Origin of the sequence: Pseudoxanthomonas broegbernensis, assembly GCF_014202435.1 — a bacterium.
GTDB lineage: Bacteria > Pseudomonadota > Gammaproteobacteria > Xanthomonadales > Xanthomonadaceae > Pseudoxanthomonas > Pseudoxanthomonas broegbernensis.
The window spans coordinates 464,638-487,359 of the sequence record NZ_JACHGU010000002.1; the positions used below are offsets into that span (position 1 = coordinate 464,638).

The window sequence follows — 22,722 nt, forward strand, 5'->3', positions numbered from 1 at the left end:
GGTGTCGTTCGCGGCCTGGGGGGTGTGGGTGCCGGAGGCGTCGTCGGCCTCGGGCGGGAGGGGTGTGGCGGCCTGGTCGCTGCCGCTGGAGGCTTGGTCGTCGCTGTCGCTGTCGGCGCGCAGTGCGTCGGCGGGTTCGGCTGCGGCGGCCGTTGCGGGCGTGCCGTCGCCTCCGTCGGCTCCGCCCTCGGGTTGGGCGTGGCCCACGTCGTCGCCGGCGGCATCGCCGGCTTCCGGTGCGTCCGTGGCCGTGGCGTCCTGCGTGGCCCCGTCGACGGGGCCGTGGCCGGAGTCGTCGGGGGCCGCGCCGTCATCGCCGGCCGGCGTGCTGTCCTGCGCCGCGACTCCGGCCTGCATCGGTGCGGTGTCCGGGTCCAGCGGCAACTGCGGGTCCAACTCGCCGAAATCCTTCAGTTCGGACAATGGCGGCAGTTCGTCCAGCCGCTTGAGGCCGAAGTAGTCCAGGAAGACCTTGGTGGTGCCGTACAGCGCCGGCTTGCCGGGCACGTCGCGGTGGCCGACCACGCGGATCCACTCGCGCTCCTCCAGCGCCTGGACGATGTTGCTGCTCACCGCCACGCCGCGCACCTGCTCGATCTCGCCGCGGGTGATGGGCTGGCGGTAGGCGATCAGCGCCAGGGTCTCCAGGGTGGCGCGGGTGTACTTGGTCCTGCGCTCGGTCCACAGCCGCGCCACCCAGGAGTGGACGTCGGCCTTGACCTGGTAGCGGAAGCCGGAGGCGACCTCGACCAGTTCCACGCCGCGCTCGGCGCAGTCCTGGCCCAGCCGTTCCAGCGCCGTCTCGACGCCGCCCGGCGGGGCGGGCTGCTCCTCGGAGAACAATGCGTGCAGTTGCGCCAGGGTCAGCGGTTGGTTGGCCGCCAGCAGGGCGGCTTCGACGATGCGGTTGATCAGCGCCTGGTCCATGGATCTCGCAGGGTCAGGTGGGTGGGGCGGCGGCGGGGCGTCAGCCCGCGACCGGTTCGTTGGCGGCGTCGCCGTCGTCGAACTCGCTGTGGAAGCTCAGCGGTTCGTTGGTGTTGCCGACGGCCAGCGACTTGACGTAGATCGGTGCCAGCGGCGCGTCCTGGACGATGTCCAGCAACTGCTCCTTGGCCAGCTCCAGCAGCGACAGGAAGGTCACCAGCACGCCCATCCGGCCTTCCTCGGGCGCGAACAGCGACTCGAAGCGGTGGAAGCGGCCGTCGTCCAGCCGCTGCAGCACCTCGCCCATGCGCTGGCGCACGCTCAGCGCCTCGCGCTTGATCGCATGCCCGCTGAACAGCTCGGCGCGCTTGAGCACGTCGCGCAGGGCCAGCAGCATCTCGCGCAGGTCCACCGGCGGCGGCAGGCGCACCGCCTGGCGGTCCGGCACGTGGGCCTGCACCGGGGCGGTGTCGCGATCCTGGCGCGGCAGGGCGTCGATGTCCTCGGCGGCCTGCTTGAAGCGTTCGTATTCCTGCAGGCGGCGAACCAGCTCGGCGCGCGGGTCGGCCTCCTCGCCCTCTTCGCTGGGCGGGCGCGGCAGCAGCATCCGCGACTTGATCTCGGCCAGGATCGCGGCCATCACCAGGTACTCGGCCGCCAGCTCGAAGCGCAGGTCCTGCATCACGTTGATGTAGTCGACGTACTGGCGGGTGATCTCGGCCACCGGGATGTCGAGGATGTCCAGGTTCTGGCGACGGATCAGGTACAGCAGCAGGTCCAGCGGGCCCTCGAACGCGTCGAGGATCACCTCCAGCGCGTCCGGCGGGATGTACAGGTCCTGCGGGATCTGCAGCAACGGCTGCCCGTGCACCACCGCCAGCGGCATTTCCTGCTGCTGCGGGGGCGGAGGCGGTTGCGTTTGCGGGGTCGCGTCTTGCGCGGGTTCGGAACTCATCTGCTCGAAAGCCATGCCCGGAACGGGGGCGCACCCGGAACGCGCCTGCGAGGACGCGGGTGCCGCCTGCGGTGGCGGACGTCGCCGGAAGACCGGGACGGGCGCCGCTTACATGCATATCAATACAAGCCCGGCGCCGCGAGGGGGAGGCGGCGGCCGACAGCCGGGAGGTCGTCTGCGTGCGGCCGCTCGCGGGTCAGCGGGTCGGTCGTCGGGTGGCCGGAGCCTCGCGCCGCGGGCGGCGTCCGGATTCCGTCGGGGCTTGGGAGGCGCCTTCTGGCCGGTACCGACGGGCCGCTGTTTCACGGCCGCATGGTTCGCAAAGAGTAAGCGCTGGCTGGCGGGCTGTCCAGCAGGCGTGCAGCGCGGCCCGGCTGGCGGGGCCGGTCTGCCCGGGCCGTCCGCGCCGGCGGTCCCTGCGCGCGGGCCTGCAAAGCGCGGGTCTACAATCGAACGCTCGCCCGCGGGGGCGGATCGCAGATGGAAGGAGCGCGCGACGGCATGTGGTACGTGATCGAGGGGTACGACGGGCAGGACGGATTGGCCGGGCGCGGACAGGCGCGGTCGGCGCACCTGGAGCGGCTGGTGGCGCTGCGCGACGCGGGGCGGCTGCTGGTGGCCGGTCCCTGTCCGGCGATCGATGCGGAGGACCCGGGCCCGGCCGGTTTCAGCGGCAGCGTGGTGATCGCGCGCTTCGATTCGCTCGAACAGGCGCGCGCCTGGGCCGACGCCGATCCCTACGTGGCCGCGGGCGTCTACGAGCGGGTCCAGGTGCGGCCGTTCCGCCACGTGCTGCCCTGAGCCGGCGCGGCCGGCCCGCACCGGCCTGAATCCGTGCCGGCCGGCGATGTCCGGATCGTCGAGGGTCGTCGGGTGATTCGCGTGGATGCCGCCGGGGGTGCGAGGCCGCCACAGGGGTGAACCCGCGCGGCCATCCACGGCCCTGGATCGCGAGGCCGAGCCGCGACGAAATGCACGGCTCCGACGAGAGGTTCGCGCCGCCGGCATGAACGGCCGCGCCGTCGTGCGCCGCCGGCGTGCCGGTGCGCGGCGGCATCGCCCGGCCGGCCTCGGCCGCCTTCGCTTCGTTCACCCCTCCTTGACGACGATGCGGGCGAGTATCGCTGCACTCGGCGGACGCGTGCGCAAGCGCCTGCCGCCGCCGTCCCGCCGCGGAGGGGCAAGTCATCGATCGGCGGGTGCCGCTGCCCGAACCGGCGGTGCGCGCCGCCATCGCCGGCCATGACCGGCCGCCATGCCCTGCGCCTGCCGCCGGTGCCGGAAAACGAGAAGGTCGACGCGGGACAGGGGGCCGCCGTCGACCATCGCAACCACTCCAGGGAGAAACAGCGATGAACCCCCAACGCCGCCGCAACCCGGTCCGGACACTGCTCAACACGGCACTGGCCGGCTGCCTGCTGCTGGGCGCGGCCCCGGCCATCGCCCAGAGCACCGGCGCCACCATCCGCGGTCAGGTGCTGGCCGACTCCGCGCCCGCCGGCGATGCCACCGTCACCGTCACCAACACCGCCACCGGCCTGAGCCGGACGGTGCGTTCCTCCGCCAATGGCGGCTACTCGGTGGCGGGCCTGCCCCCGGGCACCTACCGGATCCAGGTCCAGGCCAACGGCCGCGGCGGCAGCCGGGAACTGACCGTGCAGGTCGGCCAGACCGCGACGGTCGACCTGGGCGTGGGCGGCGTGGCCGAAACCGCCACGGCGGGAGCGGCGACCACCCTGGACACGGTGCAGGTGGTCGGCACCGCGGTGGAGACGCGCACCTCGGAGATCGCCACCTACATCAGCAACAAGCAGATCGAGGCGCTGCCGCAGGGCACGCGCAACTTCCTGGCCTTCGCCGACACGGTGCCCGGCATGCAGTTCCAGCAGGACGCGGCCGGCAACACGCGCCTGCGCTCCGGCGGGCAGTCTTCCAGCGGGATCAACGTCTACATCGACGGCGTCGGCCAGAAGGGCTACACGCTTCCGGGCGGCGTCGGCGGCCAGGACTCCACCCGCGGCAATCCGTTCCCGCAGTCGGCCATCGGCGAGTACAAGGTCATCACCTCCAACTACAAGGCCGAGTTCGACCAGATCAGCAGCGCCGCCGTGGTCGCCGCCACGCGCTCGGGCGGCAACGAGTTCGGCGGCAGCTTCTTCTGGGACCGCACCTCCACCGATTGGCGCACCGCCACGCCCGCCGAGAAGAAGGCCGGCGGGGAGAAGGTGCCCTCCAAGGAGGAGCAGTACGGCGTCGCGTTCGGCGGGCCGATCGTGCGCGACCGGCTCAATTTCTTCGTCGCCTACGAGGCCAAGGAATACAGCACGCCCAAGACGGTCTGGCTCGGTGCGCAGGGGCGCTACGACGAGGCCGACGTCCCCCGGGACCTGCGCGACCAGACAGGTCCGGCCGCATCGCCGTTCAAGCAGGACATGTACTTCGGCAAGCTGACCTGGACCCCGGACGACCGCAACCTGGTGGAGCTTTCGGCCCAGGTGCGCGAGGAGGACGAGCGCATCGGCGTCGGCGACCAGAACACCGCGCAGCGGGCGACGGTCAACCGCAACGAGGTCGCCCGCTACGACCTGCGCTGGCAGTACAGCGGGGACCGCTGGCTCAACGACGTCCACCTGACCTTCGAGGACCTGTCGTGGGCGCCGCAGCCGACCGTCGACGGCAACGGCTACATCCTCAACATCTCCCAGCCGACCGCCGACGACCGCCTCAACATCGGCACCATCCTCAATTCCGGCGCCAGCCCCAACAACCAGGACAAGGGCCAGGAGGGCTGGTCGCTCCAGAACGACCTGACCTTCAGCGGCTGGGAGGGCCACACGGTGAAGATGGGCGTCAAGTTCAAGGACGTCGAGGTCCGGGCGGTGGAACGCAACTATTCCAATCCGCAGTTCTACTACGACCTGGCGGTGAGCACGGCCCAGCCGTACCAGGTCGAGTTCGCCACCGGCGACGCCGGGACGCCGGGCGGCTTCACCACCTCGGCCAACAAGCAGTTTGGCATCTACCTCCAGGACGACTGGGAGGTGAACGAGCGGCTGACCCTGAACTACGGCGTGCGCTGGGACTATGAGACCACGCCCAACTACGAGGATTTCGTCACCCCCGCCGCACTGGCCGAGGACATCCGCGGCTACCCGAACTTCCAGAACGCCGACTGGAACCCGGAGGACTACATCGCCAACGGCCGCAACCGCGACGCCTTCAAGGGCGCCTGGCAGCCGCGCCTGGGCTTCTCCTACGACCTGGGCGCCGATCAGCGGCACGTGATCTTCGGCGGCGCGGGCCGGGCCTACGACCGCAACCTGTTCGACTACCTGCAACTGGAGACCAACCGCACCTCCTTCGGCCGCTACAACTTCTACTTCACCGATGCCGACGGCGTGTGCCGGCGGCCGGGCGGCGACTGCGTGGCCTGGGATCCGGCCTACCTGCAGCCGGGCGCCCTGGACCGGTTGGCCGCCGCGGTGGACCTGCCGCGCGAGTGGTGGCTGAACAGCAACGACCTGAAGGTGCCGTACTCGGACCAGTACAGCCTGGGCATGCGCAACGCCTTCGGCCTGGGCGGGCAGACCTGGTACAGCGAGGTGACCCTGTCCTACATCCGCAGCCGCGACGGCATCACCGCGCGGGTGGGCAACCGCCGGCCGGACGGCAGCTTCCTGCCGCCGGGACATACCTGGGGCACGCCATGGGGCTTCGACCCGCCCTTCGGCCGCGTCGTCCTGCTCGACAACCTCTACGAGACCAAGACCCGGTCGGTGCTGGTCAAGCTCGACAAGCCCTACACCTCGGCATCGAGGTGGGGCGCGACGGTCGCCTACACCTACACCCGCGGCCGCCAGAACACCAACGCCGACGGCTGGATCGACATGTTCGAGTACCCCGACCCGAGCCACTACGGCTGGCTGCCGTCGCGCGGGGTGCCCGAGCACCGCCTGGTCACCACCGGCATCTGGGACGCGGGCTGGGGCATCACCCTGTCGGGCAAGCTGACCCTGGAATCGACCGAGTACCGCAACGCCACCAACTGCCTGCCTGGATGGGACGACTGCCTGATCGACCCGTACAAGCCCGACGGCAGCATCGGCTACAAGCGCCTGGACCTGGCCGCGAGCAAGGAGTGGGACACCGGGTCCAGGTTCAAGCTGCGGGTCCGCGCCGACCTGCTCAACGCGTTCGACTGGACCAACTGGGATGGCTACGACGACTGGTACGGCGGACCGGGCGAGCCGAACGCCGGCTTCGGCCGCCACCAGGACTCGATCGTGGGCGGGACCCGGACCTTCAAGCTTTCCTTCGGCATCGACTGGTGACCGGCCGCCCCGTGCGGCCGGGGACCGCCCCGGATGCCCCGGGCACGCACTCACGGGTATGCTCCCGCACATGCGATCCGCTTTGCTGCGCAACCTGCAGAGATTCATGGCCGTGCTGGCGGCGCTCCTCGTCGCCGGCTGCGGGCGCGAGCCGCCGCCGGCCCCGGCCGCACCGCCGCCGCCGCGGCCCGACGTGATCCTGATCGAGCCGGTGCTGCCCGAGCGCCCGCCGCGTCCCGAACTGCCGCCGCTGTTCCGCGACATCGAGAAGCGCACCTTCCAGTTCTTCTGGGACACCACCAACGAGCAGAACGGGCTGACCCCCGACCGCTACCCGTCGCGGCCGTTCGCCTCCATCGCCTCCATCGGCTACGCGCTGACCGCCTATCCAATCGGGATCGAGAACGGCTGGGTCAGCCGCACCCAGGCGGTGGACCGCACCCTGACCACGCTGCGCTTCCTGCGCGACATCCCGCAGGGGCCGCAGCGTACCGGCAAGGGCGCCTACAAGGGTTTCTACTACCACTTCCTGGACATGCAGAACGGCCACCGCTACGACAGTTGGGTGGAGCTGTCCAGCGTGGATACCGCGCTGCTGCTGATGGGCGTGCTGTTCGCCCAGGCCTATTACGACGGCGAGGACGCCCGCGAGGCGGAGATCCGCCGTCTGGCCGACCAGATCTACCGCAGGGTCGACTGGACCTGGCTGCAGGTGCGCGAGCCGCTGGTATCGATGGGCTGGTTCCCCGAGAGCGGCTTCATCGTCCACGACTGGATGGGCTACAACGAGGCCATGCTGCTGTACGTGCTGGCGCTGGGTTCGCCGACCCATCCGGTGGGCCCGGACGCATGGACGGTGTGGGCGCGCACCTACAACAACGACTGGGGCGTGTACTACGGCCAGGAGTACCTGAGCTTCGGCCCGATGTTCGGACACCAGTACAGCCACGTCTGGATCGACTTCCGCGACATCCAGGACCAGTACATGCGCGAGCGCGGGATCGACTACTTCCTCAACAGCCGGCGCGCCGCGCTGGCCCAGCGCGAATACGCCATCGCCAACCCGATGAAGTGGAAGGACTACGGCGAGAACGTGTGGGGCCTGACCGCCGGCGACGGCCCGCAGAACACCCGCCAGATCTACCGTGGCGAGGAGCGCGAGTTCCGCCACTATTCCTCGCGCGGCGCGGGCCTGCGCGAGAACTTCGACGACGGCACGGTGGTGCCGACCGCGGCCATCGCCTCGATCGTGTTCGCCCCGGAGGTGGTGATCCCGGCCACCGAGGAGATGCACCGCCGCTACGGCGACTACCTGTATTCCAGCTACGGCTTCCTGGACTCGTTCAACCCCAGCTTCGACTACGACATCCCGCTCAAGACCGGGCGCCTGGTGCCGGGCCGGGGCTGGGTGGCCAGCGACTACATCGGCATCGACCAGGGGCCGATCCTGGCGATGATCGCCAACTATCGCAACGAGTTCGTGTGGACGGTGATGAAGAACAGCCCGTACATCCGCACGGGGCTGGAGCGCGCCGGCTTCCGGGGCGGCTGGCTCACGCCCGAGGACGAGCAGGCCGAGCCGATGCAGGTGGACGCCAACGCCGCGGCCGCCCGCGCGCTGGGCATGGCCGAGTCGCGCGCGGCGGCGGCCGAGGCGCAGCGGCAGGCGGCGCAGCGGCAGGACGGCGCTCCGGCCGCCAATCGCGCACAGCCGCCGCAGTGAGCGGGGCCGCCGCCCTCCGGCGCACGGCGGCGGCCGCCATCGCGCTGTGCGGCGCGGTGCTGGCCGGCGGCTGCGCGGGCGATGCGGAGGCGCCGCTGCGCTTCTGGGCGATGGGCCGCGAGGCCGAGGTGGTGGCCGAGCTGATCCCCCAGTTCGAGCGCGAGACCGGCATCGCCGTGGAGATCCAGCAGATCCCCTGGACGGCCGCGCACGAGAAGCTGCTGACGGCCTTCGCCGCCGAAGCGCTGCCGGACGTGTGCCAGCTCGGCAACACCTGGATCCCCGAGTTCGCGGCGCTGGGCACGCTGGAACCGCTGCAGCCCTATGTCGATGCCTCGGCCGTGGTCGACGAGGACGACTATTTCCCGGGCATCTGGGACACCAGCGTGGTCGACGGCCACCTGGTCGGCGTGCCCTGGTACGTGGACACCCGCCTGCTGTTCTACCGCAAGGACCTGCTGCGCCAGGCCGGCGTCGAGCGGCCGCCGGCCACCTGGGCCGAATGGGAGCGGGCCATGGCCGCGATCAAGCGCCAGGCCGGCCCGGGCCGCTACGCCATCCTGATGCCGCTCAACGAGTTCGAGCAGCAACTGTCGTTCGCCCTGCAGCAGGACGACCCGCTGTTGCGCGAGCACGACAACCGCGGCAACTTCCAGAGTCCCGGCTTCCGCCGCGCGCTGGCGTTCTACGCCAACATGTTCGAGCAGGGCTGGGCGCCGAAGATGTCCGAGACCCAGATCTCCAACGTGTGGGACGAGTTCTTCAATGGCCTCTACGTCTTCTACCTGTCCGGGCCGTGGAACATCCGCGAGTTCCGCAAGCGCCAGCCGGCGGCGCTGGAAGGGCAGTGGGGCACGATGCCGCTGCCGGGGCCGGACGGGCCGGGGGCGGGCATCGCCGGCGGCACCAGCCTAGTGCTGTTCCGCGATTCCCGGCGCAAGGAGCGGGCCTGGAAGCTGGTCGAATTCCTCTCGCGGCCCGACATCCAGCAGCGCTTCCACGCCATGATTGGCGACCTGCCGCCACGCCGCAGCGCCTGGGAACACCCGTCGCTGGCCGACGACGAACTGTCGCGCGCGTTCCGCGACCAGCTCGAGCGGGTCCGACCCACGCCCAAGGTGCTGGAATGGGAGCGGATCGTGCAGGAGATGCGCATCGCCACCGAGCGCGTGGTCCGCGGCGGCCAGCCGCAGGACCGGGCGCTGCGCGAGCTCGACGCGCGGGTGGACGCCATCCTGGAGAAGCGGCGCTGGATGTACGAGCGCGACCGGGCCGCGCAGGCCGACGCGGCGGGGGCACGGCCATGAAGCGCTCGCTCGCCGGATGGATGTTCGCCGGGCCGGCGCTGCTGGTGATCGGCGTGTTCTTCGGCCTGCCGGTGCTGTCGGCGCTGGCGCTGAGCCTGACCGACTTCGACCTGTACGCGCTGGCCGACAGCGGCAACCTGCGCTTCGTCGCCCTGGACAACTACGCCGAGCTGCTGCGCACGCCGATGTTCTGGAAGTCGCTGTGGAACACCGGCTACTTCGTCGTCGTCGGGGTGCCGGTGTCGATCGCCGTCTCGCTGGGCGCGGCGCTGCTGCTGCACGCCCCGGCGGCGCGGCTCAAGGCGCTGTTCCGCACCGCATTGTTCGCCCCGGTGGTGACCACGCTGGTGGCGGTGGCGGTGATCTGGCGCTACCTGTTCCATACCGGCTACGGCCTGGTCAACTGGGCGCTGGGGCACGTGGGCGTCGCGCCGGTGGACTGGCTGGGCGACCCGCGCTGGGCGATGCCGACGATCATGCTGTTCGCGGTGTGGAAGAACTTCGGCTACAACATGGTGATCTTCCTGGCCGGCCTGCAGGCCATCCCGCAGGACCTGTACGAGGCCGCGCGCATCGACGGTGCCTCGCGCTGGCAGCAGTTGCTGCACATCACCCTGCCGCAGCTCGGGCCGGTGCTGCTGGTGGTCGGGGTGATCACCGTCTCCGGCTATTTCCAACTGTTCGCCGAGCCCTACGTGATGACCCGCGGCGATCCGCTGCAGAGCACGGTCAGCGTGCTCTATTTCATGTTCGAGGAAGGCTTCAAGTGGTGGAACCTGGGCCGGGCCTCGGCGGTGGCGTTCCTGCTGTTCCTGATCATCCTGGCGGTGACCGCGGCGATGCTGCGCGCCGGGCGCAGGAAGGGGCTGGTATGAGCCGGCCGCGCACGCAGGCACGGCCATGAGCCGCGAGGTCGGCCAGTCGCGCTGGCATGCGCTGCTGGTCAACGGCGCGCTGCTGGCGCTGGCGGCGGCCAGCCTGGCGCCGCTGCTGTGGATGCTGTCGGTCTCGTTCATGCCGGCCGGGCAGGCCAGCCGCTTCCCGCCGCCGCTGCTGCCCACCGGCGCGACCCTGGACAACTACCACGCCCTGTTCGGCCGCACCGGCATGGGCCGCAACTTCGCCAACAGCCTGCTGGTCTCCGGGACGATCACCCTGGGTTCGCTGCTGGTCAACACCCTGGCCGGATACGCCTTCGCCAAGCTGCGCTTTTACGGGCGCGAGCGCCTCTTCCAGTGGCTGCTGGCGGCGCTGGTGGTGCCGGCCCAGGTGGCGATGCTGCCGCTGTTCCTGATGATGAAGTACCTGGGCCTGGTCAACAGCTACGGCGGGGTGATCGTGCCGGCGCTGGCGAGCGTGTTCGGCATCTTCCTGGTGCGCCAGTACGCGCGCTCGATCCCGGACGAACTGCTGGAGGCGGCGCGCATCGACGGGGCGGGGGAGTGGCGGATCTTCTTCTCCATCGTCCTGCCGATGCTCAAGCCGGTGCTGGTGACCCTGGCGATCTTCACCTTCATGGCCGCGTGGAACGATTTCATGTGGCCGCTGATCGTGCTGACCGACCAGGAGCACTACACCCTGCCGGTGGCGTTGGCGACGCTTTCGCGCGAGCACATCATGGACGTGGAGATGATGATGGCCGGGGCGGTGGTCACGGTGGTGCCGGTGCTGGCGCTGTTCCTGCTGCTGCAGCGGTACTACATCCAGGGGCTGCTGCTGGGCAGCGTGAAGGGCTGAGGCGGGGCGTGATGGCGATTTTTTTCTCGTGGCTGGGGTGTGAGGTGCAAGCAGAAGCGCTGGCTTGCGCGCCTGGCCGCGGGGTCGCCGCGATGCCCCGGGCCGGGACACGCCGTGAATCCGTCCATGGAGGCTCGGGCGCGCCATCCATGGCGCGCACGGTCCCGGCCCGGGGCATCGCGACGACCTTCCGGGCGCCATCGCGATCGGGAGGGAAGGGCAACAGCAACGGCGCTGGGTGCTCCGTGTCTGCCGTCGCCGTGCATGCATCACATACGGGAAACAGCGATCCCGTTTCCGGCGCCGATGCGTTTCCCCTCGGATCGCGGCATCCGCATGCAGGCGAGGGTGGCCGGCCTGGGGCGAAACCGTACGCGCCATGGATGGCGCGTCCGAGCCTCCATGGACGGATTCACGGCATGTTTCGCCCCAGGCCGGCCACCCTCGCCCTCCGCCACGCCAGGGCCTTCGCCGTTGTCGTTGCTTTCACCTTCGCACCGATACTCGCATCGGCCTTCCCGGTGGAGGCCGCTCCCCAGGTACTGGACGACTTTCAGGACCCGTCTCCCTGGCGCGTAGTCGTCTCCGACCAGGTTGACGGCACGATCCGCCGGGTCGAAGGCGCGCAGGGCGGGGCGCTGTGCCTGGACTACGACTTCAACGGCGTGTCCGGCTACGCCGGCATCCAGCGCGAGCTGCCGCTGGACTACCCGGAGAACTACCGCTTCGCCTTCCGCCTGCGCGGCGACTCGCCGGCCAACGACCTGCAGTTCAAGCTGGTGGATGCCAGCGGCGACAACGTGTGGTGGGTCAACCGGCCGCGCTACGACTTCCCGCGCCAGTGGCGCGAGGTGCGCTACCGCAGGCGCCACATCGACAAGGCCTGGGGGCCCGACCCGGACCGGACCCTGCGCCATAGCGCCAGGGTCGAGTTCACCGTCTACAACAACGCCGGCGGCCGCGGCAGCGTCTGCTTCGACGAACTGACCTTCGAGCCGCTGCCGCCGGAGCCGGCCGCGCCGCCGGCGGTGGCGTCGGCGCTGGTGGAGGGGCGTGCGGCGACGGCCGCGCGCGCGATCGACGGCGACCGCGCCACCGCCTGGGAAGGGAAGGGCGTGCAGCGGCTGGTGCTGGACCTGGGCCAGGTGCGCGAGTTCGGCGGACTGGTCCTGCACTGGGCCGACGCGCGGCGGCGTCCGGCGCGCTACGCGGTGGAACTGGAGGACGCCGACGGCGCCTGGCACCCGGTGCGCCGCGTGGACCGCGGCGGCGGCGACACCGACTGGATCGCCCTGCCCGAGGCCGAGTCGCGCCGCATCGCGCTGGTGCTGGAGGGCGGGCGCTACGCGCTGGCCGAGGCGCAGGTGCAGCCGCTGGCGTTCTCCGCGCATCCGAACGATTTCATGGAAGCCGTGGCCGCCGACCTGCCACATGGCTGGCTGCCGCGCGGCTTCAGCGGCGAGCAGCCCTACTGGACCATCGTCGGCATCGATGGCGGCCCGGAGCAGGGCTTGATCGGCGAGGACGGCGCGGTGGAAGTGTCGCGCGGCGGCTTCAGCATCGAGCCGTTCGTGCTCCGGCAGGGCAGGGTCCATGGCTGGGCGGACGTCCGTGCGGAGCAGGGACTGCGCACGCACGGGCTGCCGATGCCGCACGTCGCCTGGCAGCCGCGCGCCGGTACGGATGGAGCGTGCCTGTCGCTGGATGTCCTCGCCTTCGCCCAGGGTTCGCCGGAAGCCTCGCAACTGGTGGTGCGCTACCGGCTGTCCAACCCGGGCGATGAGCCGCGCGACTGCACCCTGGCGCTGGCGGTCCGGCCGCTGCAGGTCAATCCGCCCAGCCAGTTCCTCAACACCGTCGGCGGCGTCAGCCGGATCGAGAGGCTCGCGTTCGAGGGGGGCGTCGTGAGCGTGAACGGTACGCCGCGGGCGTTCGCCACGCAGGCGCCGGACGTGGCCTTCGCCACCCCGTTCGATGCGGGCCTGGAGGTGATGCGCCTGGCCTCCGGCGACATCCCGGCGGCCACGGCGGTGGACGACCCGAGCGGGCTGGCCTCGGGCATGCTGTTGTACCGCTGGAAGTTGGCGCCGGGCGAAACGCGCGAGGTGGCCCTGGTCGCGCCGCTGAGCGGACCGGCGCGGATGCCGGAAGGTCTCGACGCCACGCGGGCGACCGCCGGCGCCGAGGCGATGTGGCGCCAGCGGCTGGGCCAGGTGCGACTGCGCCTGCCGCCGCAGGCGCGCGAGTTTTCCGACACGGTGCGCACCGCGCTGGGCCACGTGCTGGTCTCGCGCGTGGGGCCGCGGCTGCAGCCGGGCACGCGCTCGTATTCGCGCAGTTGGATCCGCGACGGGGCCATGATCTCCGAGGCCCTGCTACGCCTGGGCCGGCCCGAGGTGGTGCGCGAATACCTGGAGTGGTACGCGCCCTACCAGTTCGAGGACGGCAAGGTCCCCTGCTGCGTGGATGCGCGCGGCAGCGACCCGGTGCCGGAAAACGACAGCCATGGCGAGCTGATCTTCGCCATCGCCGAATACTGGCGCTACACCGGCGACCGCGCCTTCCTGGAGGGGATGTGGCCGCACGTGCGCGGCGCGTTCGAGTACATGGAGCGGCTGCGCGCCAGCGAGCGCACGCCGACGAACCGCCGGCTCGACCCGGCCTTCTACGGAATGATGCCGGCCTCGATCAGCCACGAGGGCTATTCGGCCAAGCCCATGCATTCGTACTGGGACAACTTCTGGGCGCTACGCGGCTACAAGGACGCGGTGGAGGTGGCTCGGGCCCTGGGCAAGGACGCGGATGCCAAGCGGATGGCGGCCGCGCACGACCAGTTCCGCCGCGACCTGGCCGGTTCGCTGCGCGCGGCCGCGCGGCGCCACGGCATCGACTACCTGCCCGGCGCGGCCGAACTGGGCGACTTCGACCCGACCTCGACCACCATCGCCCTGGCGCCGGGCGGCGAGCGGGACTGGCTGCCGCGCGACCTGCTGGAGAACACCTTCGAGCGCTACTGGCGCGGGTTCGTACAGCGCCGCGACGGTCGGCGCGAGTGGAAGGACTACACGCCCTACGAATGGCGCAACGTCGCCGCGTTCGTACGCCTGGGGTGGCGCGAGCGCGCCTGGGAGGCCGCGGAATACTTCTTCAAGGATCGCGCGCCGGCGGGCTGGAACCAGTGGGCCGAGGTGGTCTCGCGCACGCCGCGCACGCCCTTCTTCGTCGGTGACCTGCCGCATGCCTGGGTGGCCTCGGATTTCCTGCGCTCGGCGCTGGACATGTTCGCCTACACCCGCGAGCGCGACGACAGCCAGGTGCTGGCCGCGGGCGTGCCGCTGGACTGGCTGGAAGGCGAGGGCATCGCGGTCGACGGCCTGCACACCCCGCACGGGCGGCTCGGGTACGCGTTGCGCCTTGCCGATGGCGAACTGCGCCTGGACGTGGCCGACGGCGCCGGCCTGCCACCGGGTGGCCTGGTCCTGCCTTGGCCGTACCCGGGAAGCCCTGGCGCGACCACCATCGATGGCCGGCTGGCGCAATGGAGCAATGGCGAGTTGCGCATCGCACGCCCGGGCGCCCGGGTCCGCATCGCGGTGCGCTGAGGCGCCGGTCCTCCCGCCCCGCTGTTGCAGGAGCCAGGCATGGCCGGTGACCGCCGGCACGCCGTACGGCCCATTCCCGGACCGCCCCCGGTCGCCGGCTGAAGCCGATTCCCAGGCAGCGACACGCACTCCGAGCGTAGAGAGCCGGTTCCAGCCGGCGCTCCGGATCGCGAGAGGAACGATGTGCCGGCATGGCGCGGCGCCGGCCATGCCCGGCCCCTACACGTGCGGCGAGGCCGGGAGGCGAGCCAAACGAGGACGTCGGGATGAGCCGAGTGGACGGGGCTGCGCGGCGGGCGCAGAGGCCCTGTCCGGCGAAGACCCGCCCGCACCGGCGGCCCTTGCGGCGATGCCCGCCTGCGCGCGGTTCTCGGTACGCCGGAATCGCGGCAGGAAAGCGTGCGGAAGATCGCCGCTCAGCGCGCCCGCACGCCGGCGACGATCGCCGCGGCCTTGGCCGCGCTGGCCTCGACCTTGTCCCACTCCCCGGCCTTGAGCCAGGTCTTCGGCACCATCCACGAGCCGCCGATGCAGACCACGTTCGGCTGCGAGAGGAACTCGGCGGCGGTGTCCTCGGTGATGCCGCCGGTGGGGCAGATCTTCAGGTCGGGCATCGGGCCCGCCAGCCCCTTGAGCATGGTCAGCCCGCCCACGGCGGACGCCGGGAACAGCTTGCACACGCGGAAGCCGCGCGCCATCAGCGACAGGAACTCGGTCGGGGTGGCGCCGCCGGGCACCACGGGAATCGGCGCCTGCGCCAGTGCGTCGGCCAGTTCCGGAGGGGTGCCGGGCGTGACCAGAAAATCGGCGCCCAACTCGATGCACCTGCGCATCTGCTCGACGGTGGTCACCGTGCCCATGCCCACCGCGATGTCGGGCAGCTCCTGCTTCAGCGCCACCAGGGCATCCAGCGCGGCCGGCGTGCGCAGGGTCAGCTCGATCGCGGTCAGCCCGCCCTTGAGCAGCGCGGCGGACAGCTTGCGCGCCTCGTCCACGCTGTCGGCGGTGACCACCGGCAGGATGCCGGAGGTGCGCAGCAACTGTTCGGCCTGGGCCTGGGTGTCGGCGATGCTCATGGGGTACGGCGGCTCCGGAAGACGGGATACGCGGCAATTCTAACGCCTGCGCCTGCCGGCGAACGCTTCGGTTGTCGCTGTGGCCGGATCGCCTGCTGTCCGGCCAGAGAAACCACTCGGCTCATCCCCACGGGCGGGAGGCGAAAGTAGGCCGTGGCCGATCTGGGAGATGCTGGAGCCCGCATCCGCCTTCCCTGGATCGTCAGCCATCTCCGGCCCCTGGAAGCACCGCCCCCATGCCGCCGCGCCCTCGGCGCGGCGACGACCGCAGAGGGTCAGGCGTCCTTGGCCTCGTGCGGGGCCAGCGCCGCCTCGGCTTCGCCGCCCAGCTCGTACTCGGCGTCGTAGTCCCAGTTGCCGCCATCGTGCGCCGGCGGGCCGCAGGAGATCGACAGCGCGCCCTGGTCGGCCGGGCCGACCAGCGCCCGGCTGTGCGCGAACAGGTTGCGGCCCATGTCGTGCGCGTTCGGCGCGGTGCTGGCCGCGCATTCGCGGGCGTTCCACTCGGCCGCGTCGACCAGCACCTCCAGGGTGCCGGCCTCGGCGTCCACGCGCACCAGGTCGCCGTCGCGGACGCGGCCGATGGCACCGCCGCGCGCGGCTTCCGGGGTGACGTGGATCGCCGCGGGGATCTTGCCCGAGGCGCCGGACAGGCGCCCATCGGTGACCAGCGCCACGTGGCGGCCCTGGTTCTGCAGCATGCCCAGCAGCGGCGCCAGCGAGTGCAGCTCGGGCATGCCGTTGGCGCGCGGGCCCTGGTAGGTCACTATCGCCACGAAATCCCGGGGCAGCACGCCCGCGGCATGCAGCTTGTTGAGCTTTTGCGGGGCATCCACCACCACCGCCTGGGCCTCGACGAAACGATGTTCCGGCTTGACCGCCGACAGCTTGATCAGGCCGCGGCCGATGTTCCCGCGCAGCAGGCGCAGGCCGCCCTGGGCCTCGAACGGCGCGGCCACCGTGCGCACCACCGACTCGTCCGCCGAGGACGCGGCCGCCGGCACCGAGGACAGCGCGCCGTCGACCAGGCGCGGTTCGCGGGCGTACTCGCGCATGCCGCCGGCGACCACGGTGGGAAGGTCGTGCATCAGCCCGGCGTCGAGCAGCTCGCGGAACACGAACGGCACGCCGCCCGCGGCCTGGAACCGGTTCACGTCGGCCTCGCCGTTGGGGTATACGCGCGCCAGCAGCGGCACCACCTGCGAGATCTGGTCCATATCGTCCCAGGTCAGCGCGATGCCGGCCGCGCGCGCGACCGCGATCCAGTGGATGGTGTGGTTGGTCGAGCCGCCGGTGGCCATCAGCGCGACCACCGCATTGACGATGGCGCGTTCGTCGATCAGCTTGCCGAGCGGGCGGTAGTCCTCGCCCAGCGCGGTCATCTCCAGCACCCGGCGCACCGCCGCCTCGTCCAGCGCGGTGCGCAGCGGCGTGCCCGGGTTGATGAACGAGCTGCCCGGCAACTGCACGCCCATCGCCTCCAGCAGCACCTGGTTGGAGTTGGCGGTACCGTAGAAGGTGCAGGTGCCCGGGGAATGGTAGGACTGCGCCTCCACCTCCAGCAGCTCCTCGCGGGTGGCCTCGCCGGCGGCGTAGCGCTCGCGCACCTCGGCCTTCTTCTTGTTGGGGATGCCGGCGGGCATCGGCCCGGCCGGGACGAACAGCGCCGGCAGGTGGCCGAAGGCCAGGCCGCCAATCAGCAGGCCCGGCACGATCTTGTCGCAGATGCCCAGGTACAGCGCCGCGTCGAAGGCGTCGTGGCTCAGGCCCACGGCCGATGCCTGGGCGATCACGTCGCGCGAGAACATCGACAGTTCCATGCCGCCACGGCCCTGGGTGACGCCGTCGCACATCGCCGGCACGCCGCCGGCGACCTGCGCGGTGGCGCCGAGCTGGCGGGCCAGCGCGCGGATGCGCTCGGGATAGTGCTCGTACGGCTGGTGCGCCGAGAGCATGTCGTTGTAGGCGGTGATGACGCCCAGGTTGGGCGTGGCCGCACCGCGCAGGCGCGTCTTGTCGGTATCACCGCAGGCGGCGAACACGTGGGCCAGGTTGGCGCAGCTCATCGGCGTGCGGTTGGGCCCACTGCGCACGGACGCCTCGATCCCGGCCAGATAGGCGGCACGGGAGGCGGCGCTGCGCTTGCGGATGCGCTCGGTGACGGATTCGATCTTCGGATGCAGGCTCATTGGCGTGGGGCTATGAGAATGGGAAGGAGTGGCCTGCCGTCCGCGAGGCGAGGGCAGGGACCGGGCCTCCGCGCACGGGCGCGCGAAAGCGCCCGTGTCGGCCGTGGCGGGCATGGGATGCCGCGCTTGGCCGGCGTTGCCGGAGGGTTGCGCGACGGCGGCGCGTGGATTCGGCCGGAAGGCGCAACGCCCATTGGGCGCCCGTACGCGCCTGGCGTCAAATCAAGCACACCAATGCACGCGCATCGGTTCGCCGCCAAGCCCGAACATCACGCGGATGGGAAGCTCGCGCACGTCGTCGCCGGCCAGGGCGCGCTGCAGCACTTCGCGCTTGGCCTGGCCGCGCAACAGCAGCAGGCGGCGGCGGGTGCGGGCCAGGCCGGCCGGGGTGAGGGTGATGCGGCGCGTCCAGTCGCCGGCGACCGGGCAGCCGGTGGCGTCCATGGCCGCGTAGGGCTGCTCGCTATCCAGCGCGCGGTCCAGGTCGACCGAGCCGGGGAACAGCGAGGCGGTGTGCCCGTCGTTGCCCATGCCCAGCACCACCAGGCAGGCATCCTGGGCGTGCTCGGCCTCCAGGTTGGCGGCATGCACCGACTCGGCCATGGCCAGCCCCTCGCGCACCAGCGGCTCGAAACGGCCCACCTCGGCGCGGTCGAGCAGGTTCTCCCGCACCAGGTATGCGTTGCTGGCGCTGTCCTGCGGCGAGAGCCAGCGCTCGTCGGCCAGGCCCACGGTGATCTTCGGCCAGTCCAGCGGTGCGACCGCCAGTTGCGCGTAGATCGGCGCCGGGGTGGTGCCGCCGGACAGCAGCATGCGTGCGCTGCCGCGGGCGGCCAGTTCCTCGGCCAGGACCGCTTCCATCTCCGTGGCGACGGCGTGCACCCAGGATTCCGGATCGGGGTGCTCGATCCATTCGATGCGTGGATCGGTGATCATGCGGCGTTCTCCCTTCGCATCAGATCGACGGCATAGGCGGCCGCGCCGAGAAGGCCGGCCTGGGGGTGCATGACCGCCAGCGAGGGCACGCGGGCCATCGTCGGCGAGAAGCGGCCCTTGTACTCGAAGCGCTGGCGGAAGCCGGAATGGCGCAGCGAGTCCAGCATCTTCGGCACCAGGCCGCCGGTGAGGAACACGCCGTCCCAGGCGCCCACGGTCAGCACCAGGTCGCCGGCGATGGCGCCGAACACGGCGCAGAAGACGTCCACCGCGCGCATGCACAGGACATCGCCCTGGGCGGCGCGCGCGGTGACTTCCTTGGGTTCGAGGGCGCCCGGATCGGTGCCGGCGATCACGCACAGCGCGCGATGGATGTTGACCAGGCCCGGGCCGCAGATCAGGCGCTCGTTGGAGACGCGGCCGTACTGCGCCGAGAGGATCTCCAGGATCCGGATCTCCTCGGGCGTGCCGGGCGGGAAGCTGACGTGGCCGCCCTCGGTCTCCAGCGGATAGCAGCGGCCGTCGCGTACCACCAGGCCGCCCACGCCCAGGCCGGTGCCGGGGCCGAGCACGGCGTAGGTGCGCGACTCGTGCGGCGCGGCCGGCGCCCACGACACGCCGCCGATGGCGACCACGTCGTCGGTGCGGTACAGGCCGATGGCCATCGCCTGCGCGGCGAAATCGTTGATCAGGTGGACCTGGTCGAAGCCGAGCATGTCGCGGGTACGCGAGCGCGAGATCACCCAGGGATGGTTGGTGATCCGCGCCTCGTCGCCGTCCACGCGGCCGGCCACGGCGAACACGCCGCGCTGGGCCTGGGTGTCGGCCTGTTCCAGGTAGTGCCGCGCGGCCTCGGCCAGGGAGGGGAACTCGGCCACCGCGAACTCGCGCACGCTCTCACCGATCAGCGGCTCCGGCGCCGCGGCGTCGGCCAGGGCGAAGCGCGCGTTGGTGCCGCCGATGTCGGCGATGAGGAAGGGGGCGGCCATGCTCATTCGCCGTTACGCGACGGCCGGGCCACCGCATCGAACTGTTCCGGCAGGAACACCGCCGCGTTGTCGGGCCCCCAACTGCCGGCCGGATAGGGCTGCAGCGGCGCGTTGCCGTCGCGCCAGGCGTCGGCAACGCTGTCGATCCAGGCCCAGGCGGCCTCGACCTCGTCGTTGCGCACGAACAGCGCGTGGTTGCCGTGCATCGCGTCCAGGAACAGGCGCTCGTAGGCGATGCGGCGGTTCTGGCCGGTCTGCGAGGACAGTTCCAGGGCCAGCGGGTGCAGTTCCAGGGTGCCCCATTCCGGGCCGGCCAGGCTGCTCATCAGGCCCAGCTCGATGTCCTCCTGCGGCTGCAGGCGGAAGGTCAGGCGGTTGGGCGCGGCGTGGGCGCCGTCCGGGCGCTCGAACAGCCAGTGGGTGACCGGCTTGAGGGTGACCGTCACCACGGTCGAGCGCTCGGCCATGCGCTTGCCGGTGCACAGGTGGAAGGGCACGTCGGCCCAGCGCCAGTTGTCGATGTGCGCGGTGACGCCCACGTAGGTTTCGACATCGCTGTCATCCGGCGGCGCGTAGGCCTGCACCGGCTCGCCGTCGATGGTGCCGGCGGCGTAGCGGCCGCGCACGCTGTGGCGCTGCGCCTCGGCGGCGCTGAACGGCCGCAGTGCGCGCAGCACCTTGACCTTCTCGTCGCGGATGCGGTCGGCGGCCAGCGAGGCCGGCGGCTCCATCGCCACCAGGCACAGCAACTGCAGGATGTGGCTCTGGACCATGTCGCGCAGCGCGCCGGAGCGGGCGTAGTAGGAATTGCGCCCGTCCACGCCTTCGCTCTCGGACACCAGGATGTGCACCGAGTCGATGAAGTTGCGGTTCCACACCGCCTCCAGCAAGGTGTTGCCGAAGCGCAGGGCCAGCAGGTTCTGCACCGCGGCCTTGCCCAGGTAGTGGTCGATGCGGAAGATCCGGTCCTCGTCGATCAGGCGGCCGATGGTCTGGTTGATCTCGCGCGCCGATTCCAGGTCGTGGCCGATCGGCTTCTCCAGCATCAGCCGGTTGGGCGCCTCGAACGCGCCGCCCAGGGCCAGGCCCTCGCAGGTGCTGATGTACAGGCCCGGCGGGATCGACAGGTAGCTCACGCAGCGGCGGTCGACCAGGTCGCGCACGGCGTCGGCCACCGAGGCCGGGGTGCGCATGTCGACGGAACGGTAGTCCACCCGGGCCAGGAACGACTCCACCTGCTCGGGCGTGGGCGTGTAGTGGGACAGCTTGGCGAAGCGCTCGCGCAGGATGCCGCGGAATTTCTCGGTATCGTGCGGCGAAAGCGCCATGGCGCGGACGCGGAAGTTCTCCGGCAGCAGGCCGTCGCCCTGCAGGCGCAGCAGCGAGGGGAACAGGTAGCGCTGCGCGAGGTCGCCGGTGGCGCCGAACAGCAGCAGGGTGTCATGCATCCGGGGGGCTTCCGTAGGGTGTGACATCGGGTTTCCGCTTGGGGTCTCGTGGACGCCGGCCAGGCACGCGCAGGGCACGGCCGGCAGGTCGGTTGGTGGGTGATGGGCATTCCGGCGCGGGTGCGCAGAAACTACCGAATATGGCCGTCCGGCGCGGTCCTTGTCCAGTGGTCAGGTCTTGTCCTGGCGTTGTCCGGCGTGGTCCCGCGGCGGAAACGACGGCATCGGGCGGGTTTGCGGCCATGGCTGCGTCGATGCGGACGGGCGTGGTTGCGCGTGGAACCATGCCCGCGGCCGGATTCCGCGCCGCCGCCGCCACGGCGCTTCGCCCGGCGACCGGTTGCGTGACATCATTCCGGCGCCGCCGGAAGCGCCGGCCGCACGGGAGGACGCATGGCGGGCCTGCAGTTGGAGGAAGTGCGCAAGGTCTACGGCAATGGCCAGGTCGCCGTGCACGACGCCAGCTTCCGGATCGAGGACGGGGAACTGATGGTGCTGGTCGGCCCGTCCGGCTGCGGCAAGTCCACGCTGCTGCGGATGATCGCCGGGCTGGAGGAGATCACCTCCGGCACGCTGCGCATCGGCGGGCGGGTGGTGAACGACGTCGCGCCCAAGGACCGCGACATCGCCATGGTGTTCCAGAGCTACGCCCTGTACCCGCACATGACCGTGGCCGAGAACCTGGGCTTCGGCCTCAAGCTGCGCGGCCAGCCGCGGGCCGAGGTGGAGCGCAGGGTGGCGGCGGCGGCGGCGATGCTGGGCCTGGAGGGCATGCTCGGCAAGCGCCCGCGCGAGATGTCCGGCGGCCAGCGCCAGCGCGTGGCCCTGGGCCGTGCGCTGGTGCGCGAGCCGGAGGTGTTCCTGCTGGACGAGCCGCTGTCCAACCTGGACGCCAAGCTGCGCCACTCCACCCGCACCGAGATCGCGCGCCTGCACCGGCGGCTGGGCACGACGATGGTCTACGTCACCCACGACCAGGTCGAGGCGATGACCCTGGGCCAGCGGATCGTGGTGCTGGATGCCGGCCGCATCCAGCAGATCGATACGCCGATGGTGCTGTACGAGCGCCCGGCCAACCTGTTCGTGGCCGGCTTCCTCGGCAGCCCGGCGATGAACCTGCTCGAAGGCGAACTGCAGGCCGCCGATGGCCTGCGCCTGGCGGTGGACGGCGCCCCGGCCGCCGGCGTGCCGCTGCCCGGCGCCACCGTGCCGGACGCCTGGCTGGGCCGGCGGGTGGTGCTGGGCGTGCGCCCGGAACACCTGTCGCCCGCCCCGGGCGATGGCCTGCCCGCGCGGGTGGAGGTGGTCGAGGCGGTCGGCAGCGAGGCCTACCTGCACCTGGATTTCGCCGGCCGGCCGCTGGTATCGCGGCTGCCGCCGCAATCGCTGCCGGTGCCCGGCGCCGAGCTGCGCATGCGTGCCGACCCGGCGCACCTGCATTTCTTCGATCCGCAAAGCGGGGCACGGCTGGCCATCTGACTCGCGCGACCGATTCGCCGGCC

General features: G+C 71.4%; 14 protein-coding genes and 1 pseudogene. 8 read left to right on the forward strand and 7 right to left on the reverse strand.

Going from position 1 to position 22,722, the window contains the following annotated elements; all coding sequences use genetic code 11:
- Positions 1–3 precede the first annotated feature (3 nt).
- Both scpB and HNR76_RS05720 read right to left on the reverse strand, forming a co-directional pair.
- A pseudogene (scpB, locus tag HNR76_RS05715) lies at positions 4–927 on the reverse strand (SMC-Scp complex subunit ScpB); the annotation flags it as partial.
- 40 nt (positions 928–967) lie between these two features.
- Positions 968–1,882: a segregation and condensation protein A gene (locus tag HNR76_RS05720; RefSeq protein WP_162309915.1), complete on the reverse strand. Its 915-nt coding sequence runs from the start codon at positions 1,880–1,882 to the stop codon at positions 968–970.
- Between the two features lie 501 nt (positions 1,883–2,383).
- Between HNR76_RS05720 and HNR76_RS05725 the strand changes: the two genes are divergently transcribed.
- The 7 genes from HNR76_RS05725 (at position 2,384) to HNR76_RS05755 (ending at position 14,582) form a co-directional block, all read left to right on the forward strand.
- Positions 2,384–2,683: a YciI family protein gene (locus HNR76_RS05725; RefSeq protein WP_162310122.1), complete on the forward strand. Its 300-nt coding sequence runs from the start codon at positions 2,384–2,386 to the stop codon at positions 2,681–2,683.
- Between the two features lie 551 nt (positions 2,684–3,234).
- Positions 3,235–6,213: a TonB-dependent receptor gene (locus tag HNR76_RS05730; RefSeq protein ID WP_162309916.1), complete on the forward strand. Its 2,979-nt coding sequence runs from the start codon at positions 3,235–3,237 to the stop codon at positions 6,211–6,213.
- Positions 6,214–6,283: 70 nt separating this feature from the next.
- Positions 6,284–7,936: a glucoamylase family protein gene (locus HNR76_RS05735; RefSeq protein ID WP_246429015.1), complete on the forward strand. Its 1,653-nt coding sequence runs from the start codon at positions 6,284–6,286 to the stop codon at positions 7,934–7,936.
- Positions 7,933–9,243 carry a sugar ABC transporter substrate-binding protein gene (locus tag HNR76_RS05740; protein WP_484573178.1) on the forward strand — a complete coding sequence of 437 codons (1,311 nt, stop codon included), beginning with the start codon at positions 7,933–7,935 and terminating at the stop codon, positions 9,241–9,243. Before HNR76_RS05735 ends, HNR76_RS05740 begins: the two co-directional genes overlap by 4 nt.
- Positions 9,240–10,118 carry a carbohydrate ABC transporter permease gene (locus HNR76_RS05745; protein ID WP_162309917.1) on the forward strand — a complete coding sequence of 293 codons (879 nt, stop codon included), beginning with the start codon at positions 9,240–9,242 and terminating at the stop codon, positions 10,116–10,118. The genes HNR76_RS05740 and HNR76_RS05745 overlap by 4 nt, the downstream gene beginning before the upstream one ends.
- A 25-nt stretch (positions 10,119–10,143) precedes the next feature.
- Complete coding sequence (locus HNR76_RS05750) at positions 10,144–10,980, forward strand: carbohydrate ABC transporter permease (RefSeq protein ID WP_162309918.1); 837 nt, start codon at positions 10,144–10,146, stop codon at positions 10,978–10,980.
- A 419-nt stretch (positions 10,981–11,399) separates the two neighbouring features.
- On the forward strand, positions 11,400–14,582 hold the full coding sequence (locus HNR76_RS05755) for a discoidin domain-containing protein (protein ID WP_162309919.1): 3,183 nt from the start codon (positions 11,400–11,402) through the stop codon (positions 14,580–14,582).
- A 416-nt stretch (positions 14,583–14,998) separates the two neighbouring features.
- Here HNR76_RS05755 and eda read toward each other — a convergent pair whose 3' ends face one another.
- The 5 genes from eda to zwf form a co-directional block, all read right to left on the reverse strand.
- Positions 14,999–15,658 carry a bifunctional 4-hydroxy-2-oxoglutarate aldolase/2-dehydro-3-deoxy-phosphogluconate aldolase gene (eda, locus tag HNR76_RS05760; protein ID WP_162309920.1) on the reverse strand — a complete coding sequence of 220 codons (660 nt, stop codon included), beginning with the start codon at positions 15,656–15,658 and terminating at the stop codon, positions 14,999–15,001.
- A 275-nt stretch (positions 15,659–15,933) separates the two neighbouring features.
- Complete coding sequence (gene edd / locus HNR76_RS05765; protein ID WP_162309921.1) at positions 15,934–17,847, reverse strand: phosphogluconate dehydratase; 1,914 nt, start codon at positions 17,845–17,847, stop codon at positions 15,934–15,936.
- Between the two features lie 222 nt (positions 17,848–18,069).
- Positions 18,070–18,783 (reverse strand): 6-phosphogluconolactonase, encoded by a 714-nt coding sequence (gene pgl, locus HNR76_RS05770; protein WP_162309922.1) that lies wholly within the window; start codon positions 18,781–18,783, stop codon positions 18,070–18,072.
- A complete protein-coding gene (glk, locus tag HNR76_RS05775) occupies positions 18,780–19,772 on the reverse strand; it encodes a glucokinase (RefSeq protein WP_162309923.1) in 993 nt (330 codons plus the stop codon). Before glk ends, pgl begins: the two co-directional genes overlap by 4 nt.
- A gap of 2 nt (positions 19,773–19,774) precedes the next feature.
- On the reverse strand, positions 19,775–21,247 hold the full coding sequence (gene zwf / locus HNR76_RS05780) for a glucose-6-phosphate dehydrogenase (RefSeq protein ID WP_425501756.1): 1,473 nt from the start codon (positions 21,245–21,247) through the stop codon (positions 19,775–19,777).
- A gap of 366 nt (positions 21,248–21,613) precedes the next feature.
- Between zwf and HNR76_RS05785 the strand changes: the two genes are divergently transcribed.
- Entirely contained in the window at positions 21,614–22,699 is a 1,086-nt protein-coding gene (locus HNR76_RS05785) for an ABC transporter ATP-binding protein (protein ID WP_162309925.1), read from the forward strand.
- Positions 22,700–22,722: the final 23 nt, after the last annotated feature.

Excerpts from the sequence above, each read along its gene's own strand:
- HNR76_RS05720 (WP_162309915.1), bottom strand. The coding sequence starts at position 1,882 with ATGAGTTCCGAACCCGCGCAAGACGCGACCCCGCAAACGCAACCGCCT.
- edd (WP_162309921.1), bottom strand. The coding sequence starts at position 17,847 with ATGAGCCTGCATCCGAAGATCGAATCCGTCACCGAGCGCATCCGCAAG.
- pgl (WP_162309922.1), bottom strand. The coding sequence starts at position 18,783 with ATGATCACCGATCCACGCATCGAATGGATCGAGCACCCCGATCCGGAA.
- eda (WP_162309920.1), bottom strand. The coding sequence starts at position 15,658 with ATGAGCATCGCCGACACCCAGGCCCAGGCCGAACAGTTGCTGCGCACC.
- HNR76_RS05755 (WP_162309919.1), top strand. The coding sequence starts at position 11,400 with ATGTTTCGCCCCAGGCCGGCCACCCTCGCCCTCCGCCACGCCAGGGCC.
- HNR76_RS05785 (WP_162309925.1), top strand. The coding sequence starts at position 21,614 with ATGGCGGGCCTGCAGTTGGAGGAAGTGCGCAAGGTCTACGGCAATGGC.
- HNR76_RS05735 (WP_246429015.1), top strand. The coding sequence starts at position 6,284 with ATGCGATCCGCTTTGCTGCGCAACCTGCAGAGATTCATGGCCGTGCTG.
- HNR76_RS05725 (WP_162310122.1), top strand. The coding sequence starts at position 2,384 with ATGTGGTACGTGATCGAGGGGTACGACGGGCAGGACGGATTGGCCGGG.
- HNR76_RS05745 (WP_162309917.1), top strand. The coding sequence starts at position 9,240 with ATGAAGCGCTCGCTCGCCGGATGGATGTTCGCCGGGCCGGCGCTGCTG.
- HNR76_RS05750 (WP_162309918.1), top strand. The coding sequence starts at position 10,144 with ATGAGCCGCGAGGTCGGCCAGTCGCGCTGGCATGCGCTGCTGGTCAAC.
- zwf (WP_425501756.1), bottom strand. The coding sequence starts at position 21,247 with ATGTCACACCCTACGGAAGCCCCCCGGATGCATGACACCCTGCTGCTG.
- HNR76_RS05730 (WP_162309916.1), top strand. The coding sequence starts at position 3,235 with ATGAACCCCCAACGCCGCCGCAACCCGGTCCGGACACTGCTCAACACG.
- glk (WP_162309923.1), bottom strand. The coding sequence starts at position 19,772 with ATGGCCGCCCCCTTCCTCATCGCCGACATCGGCGGCACCAACGCGCGC.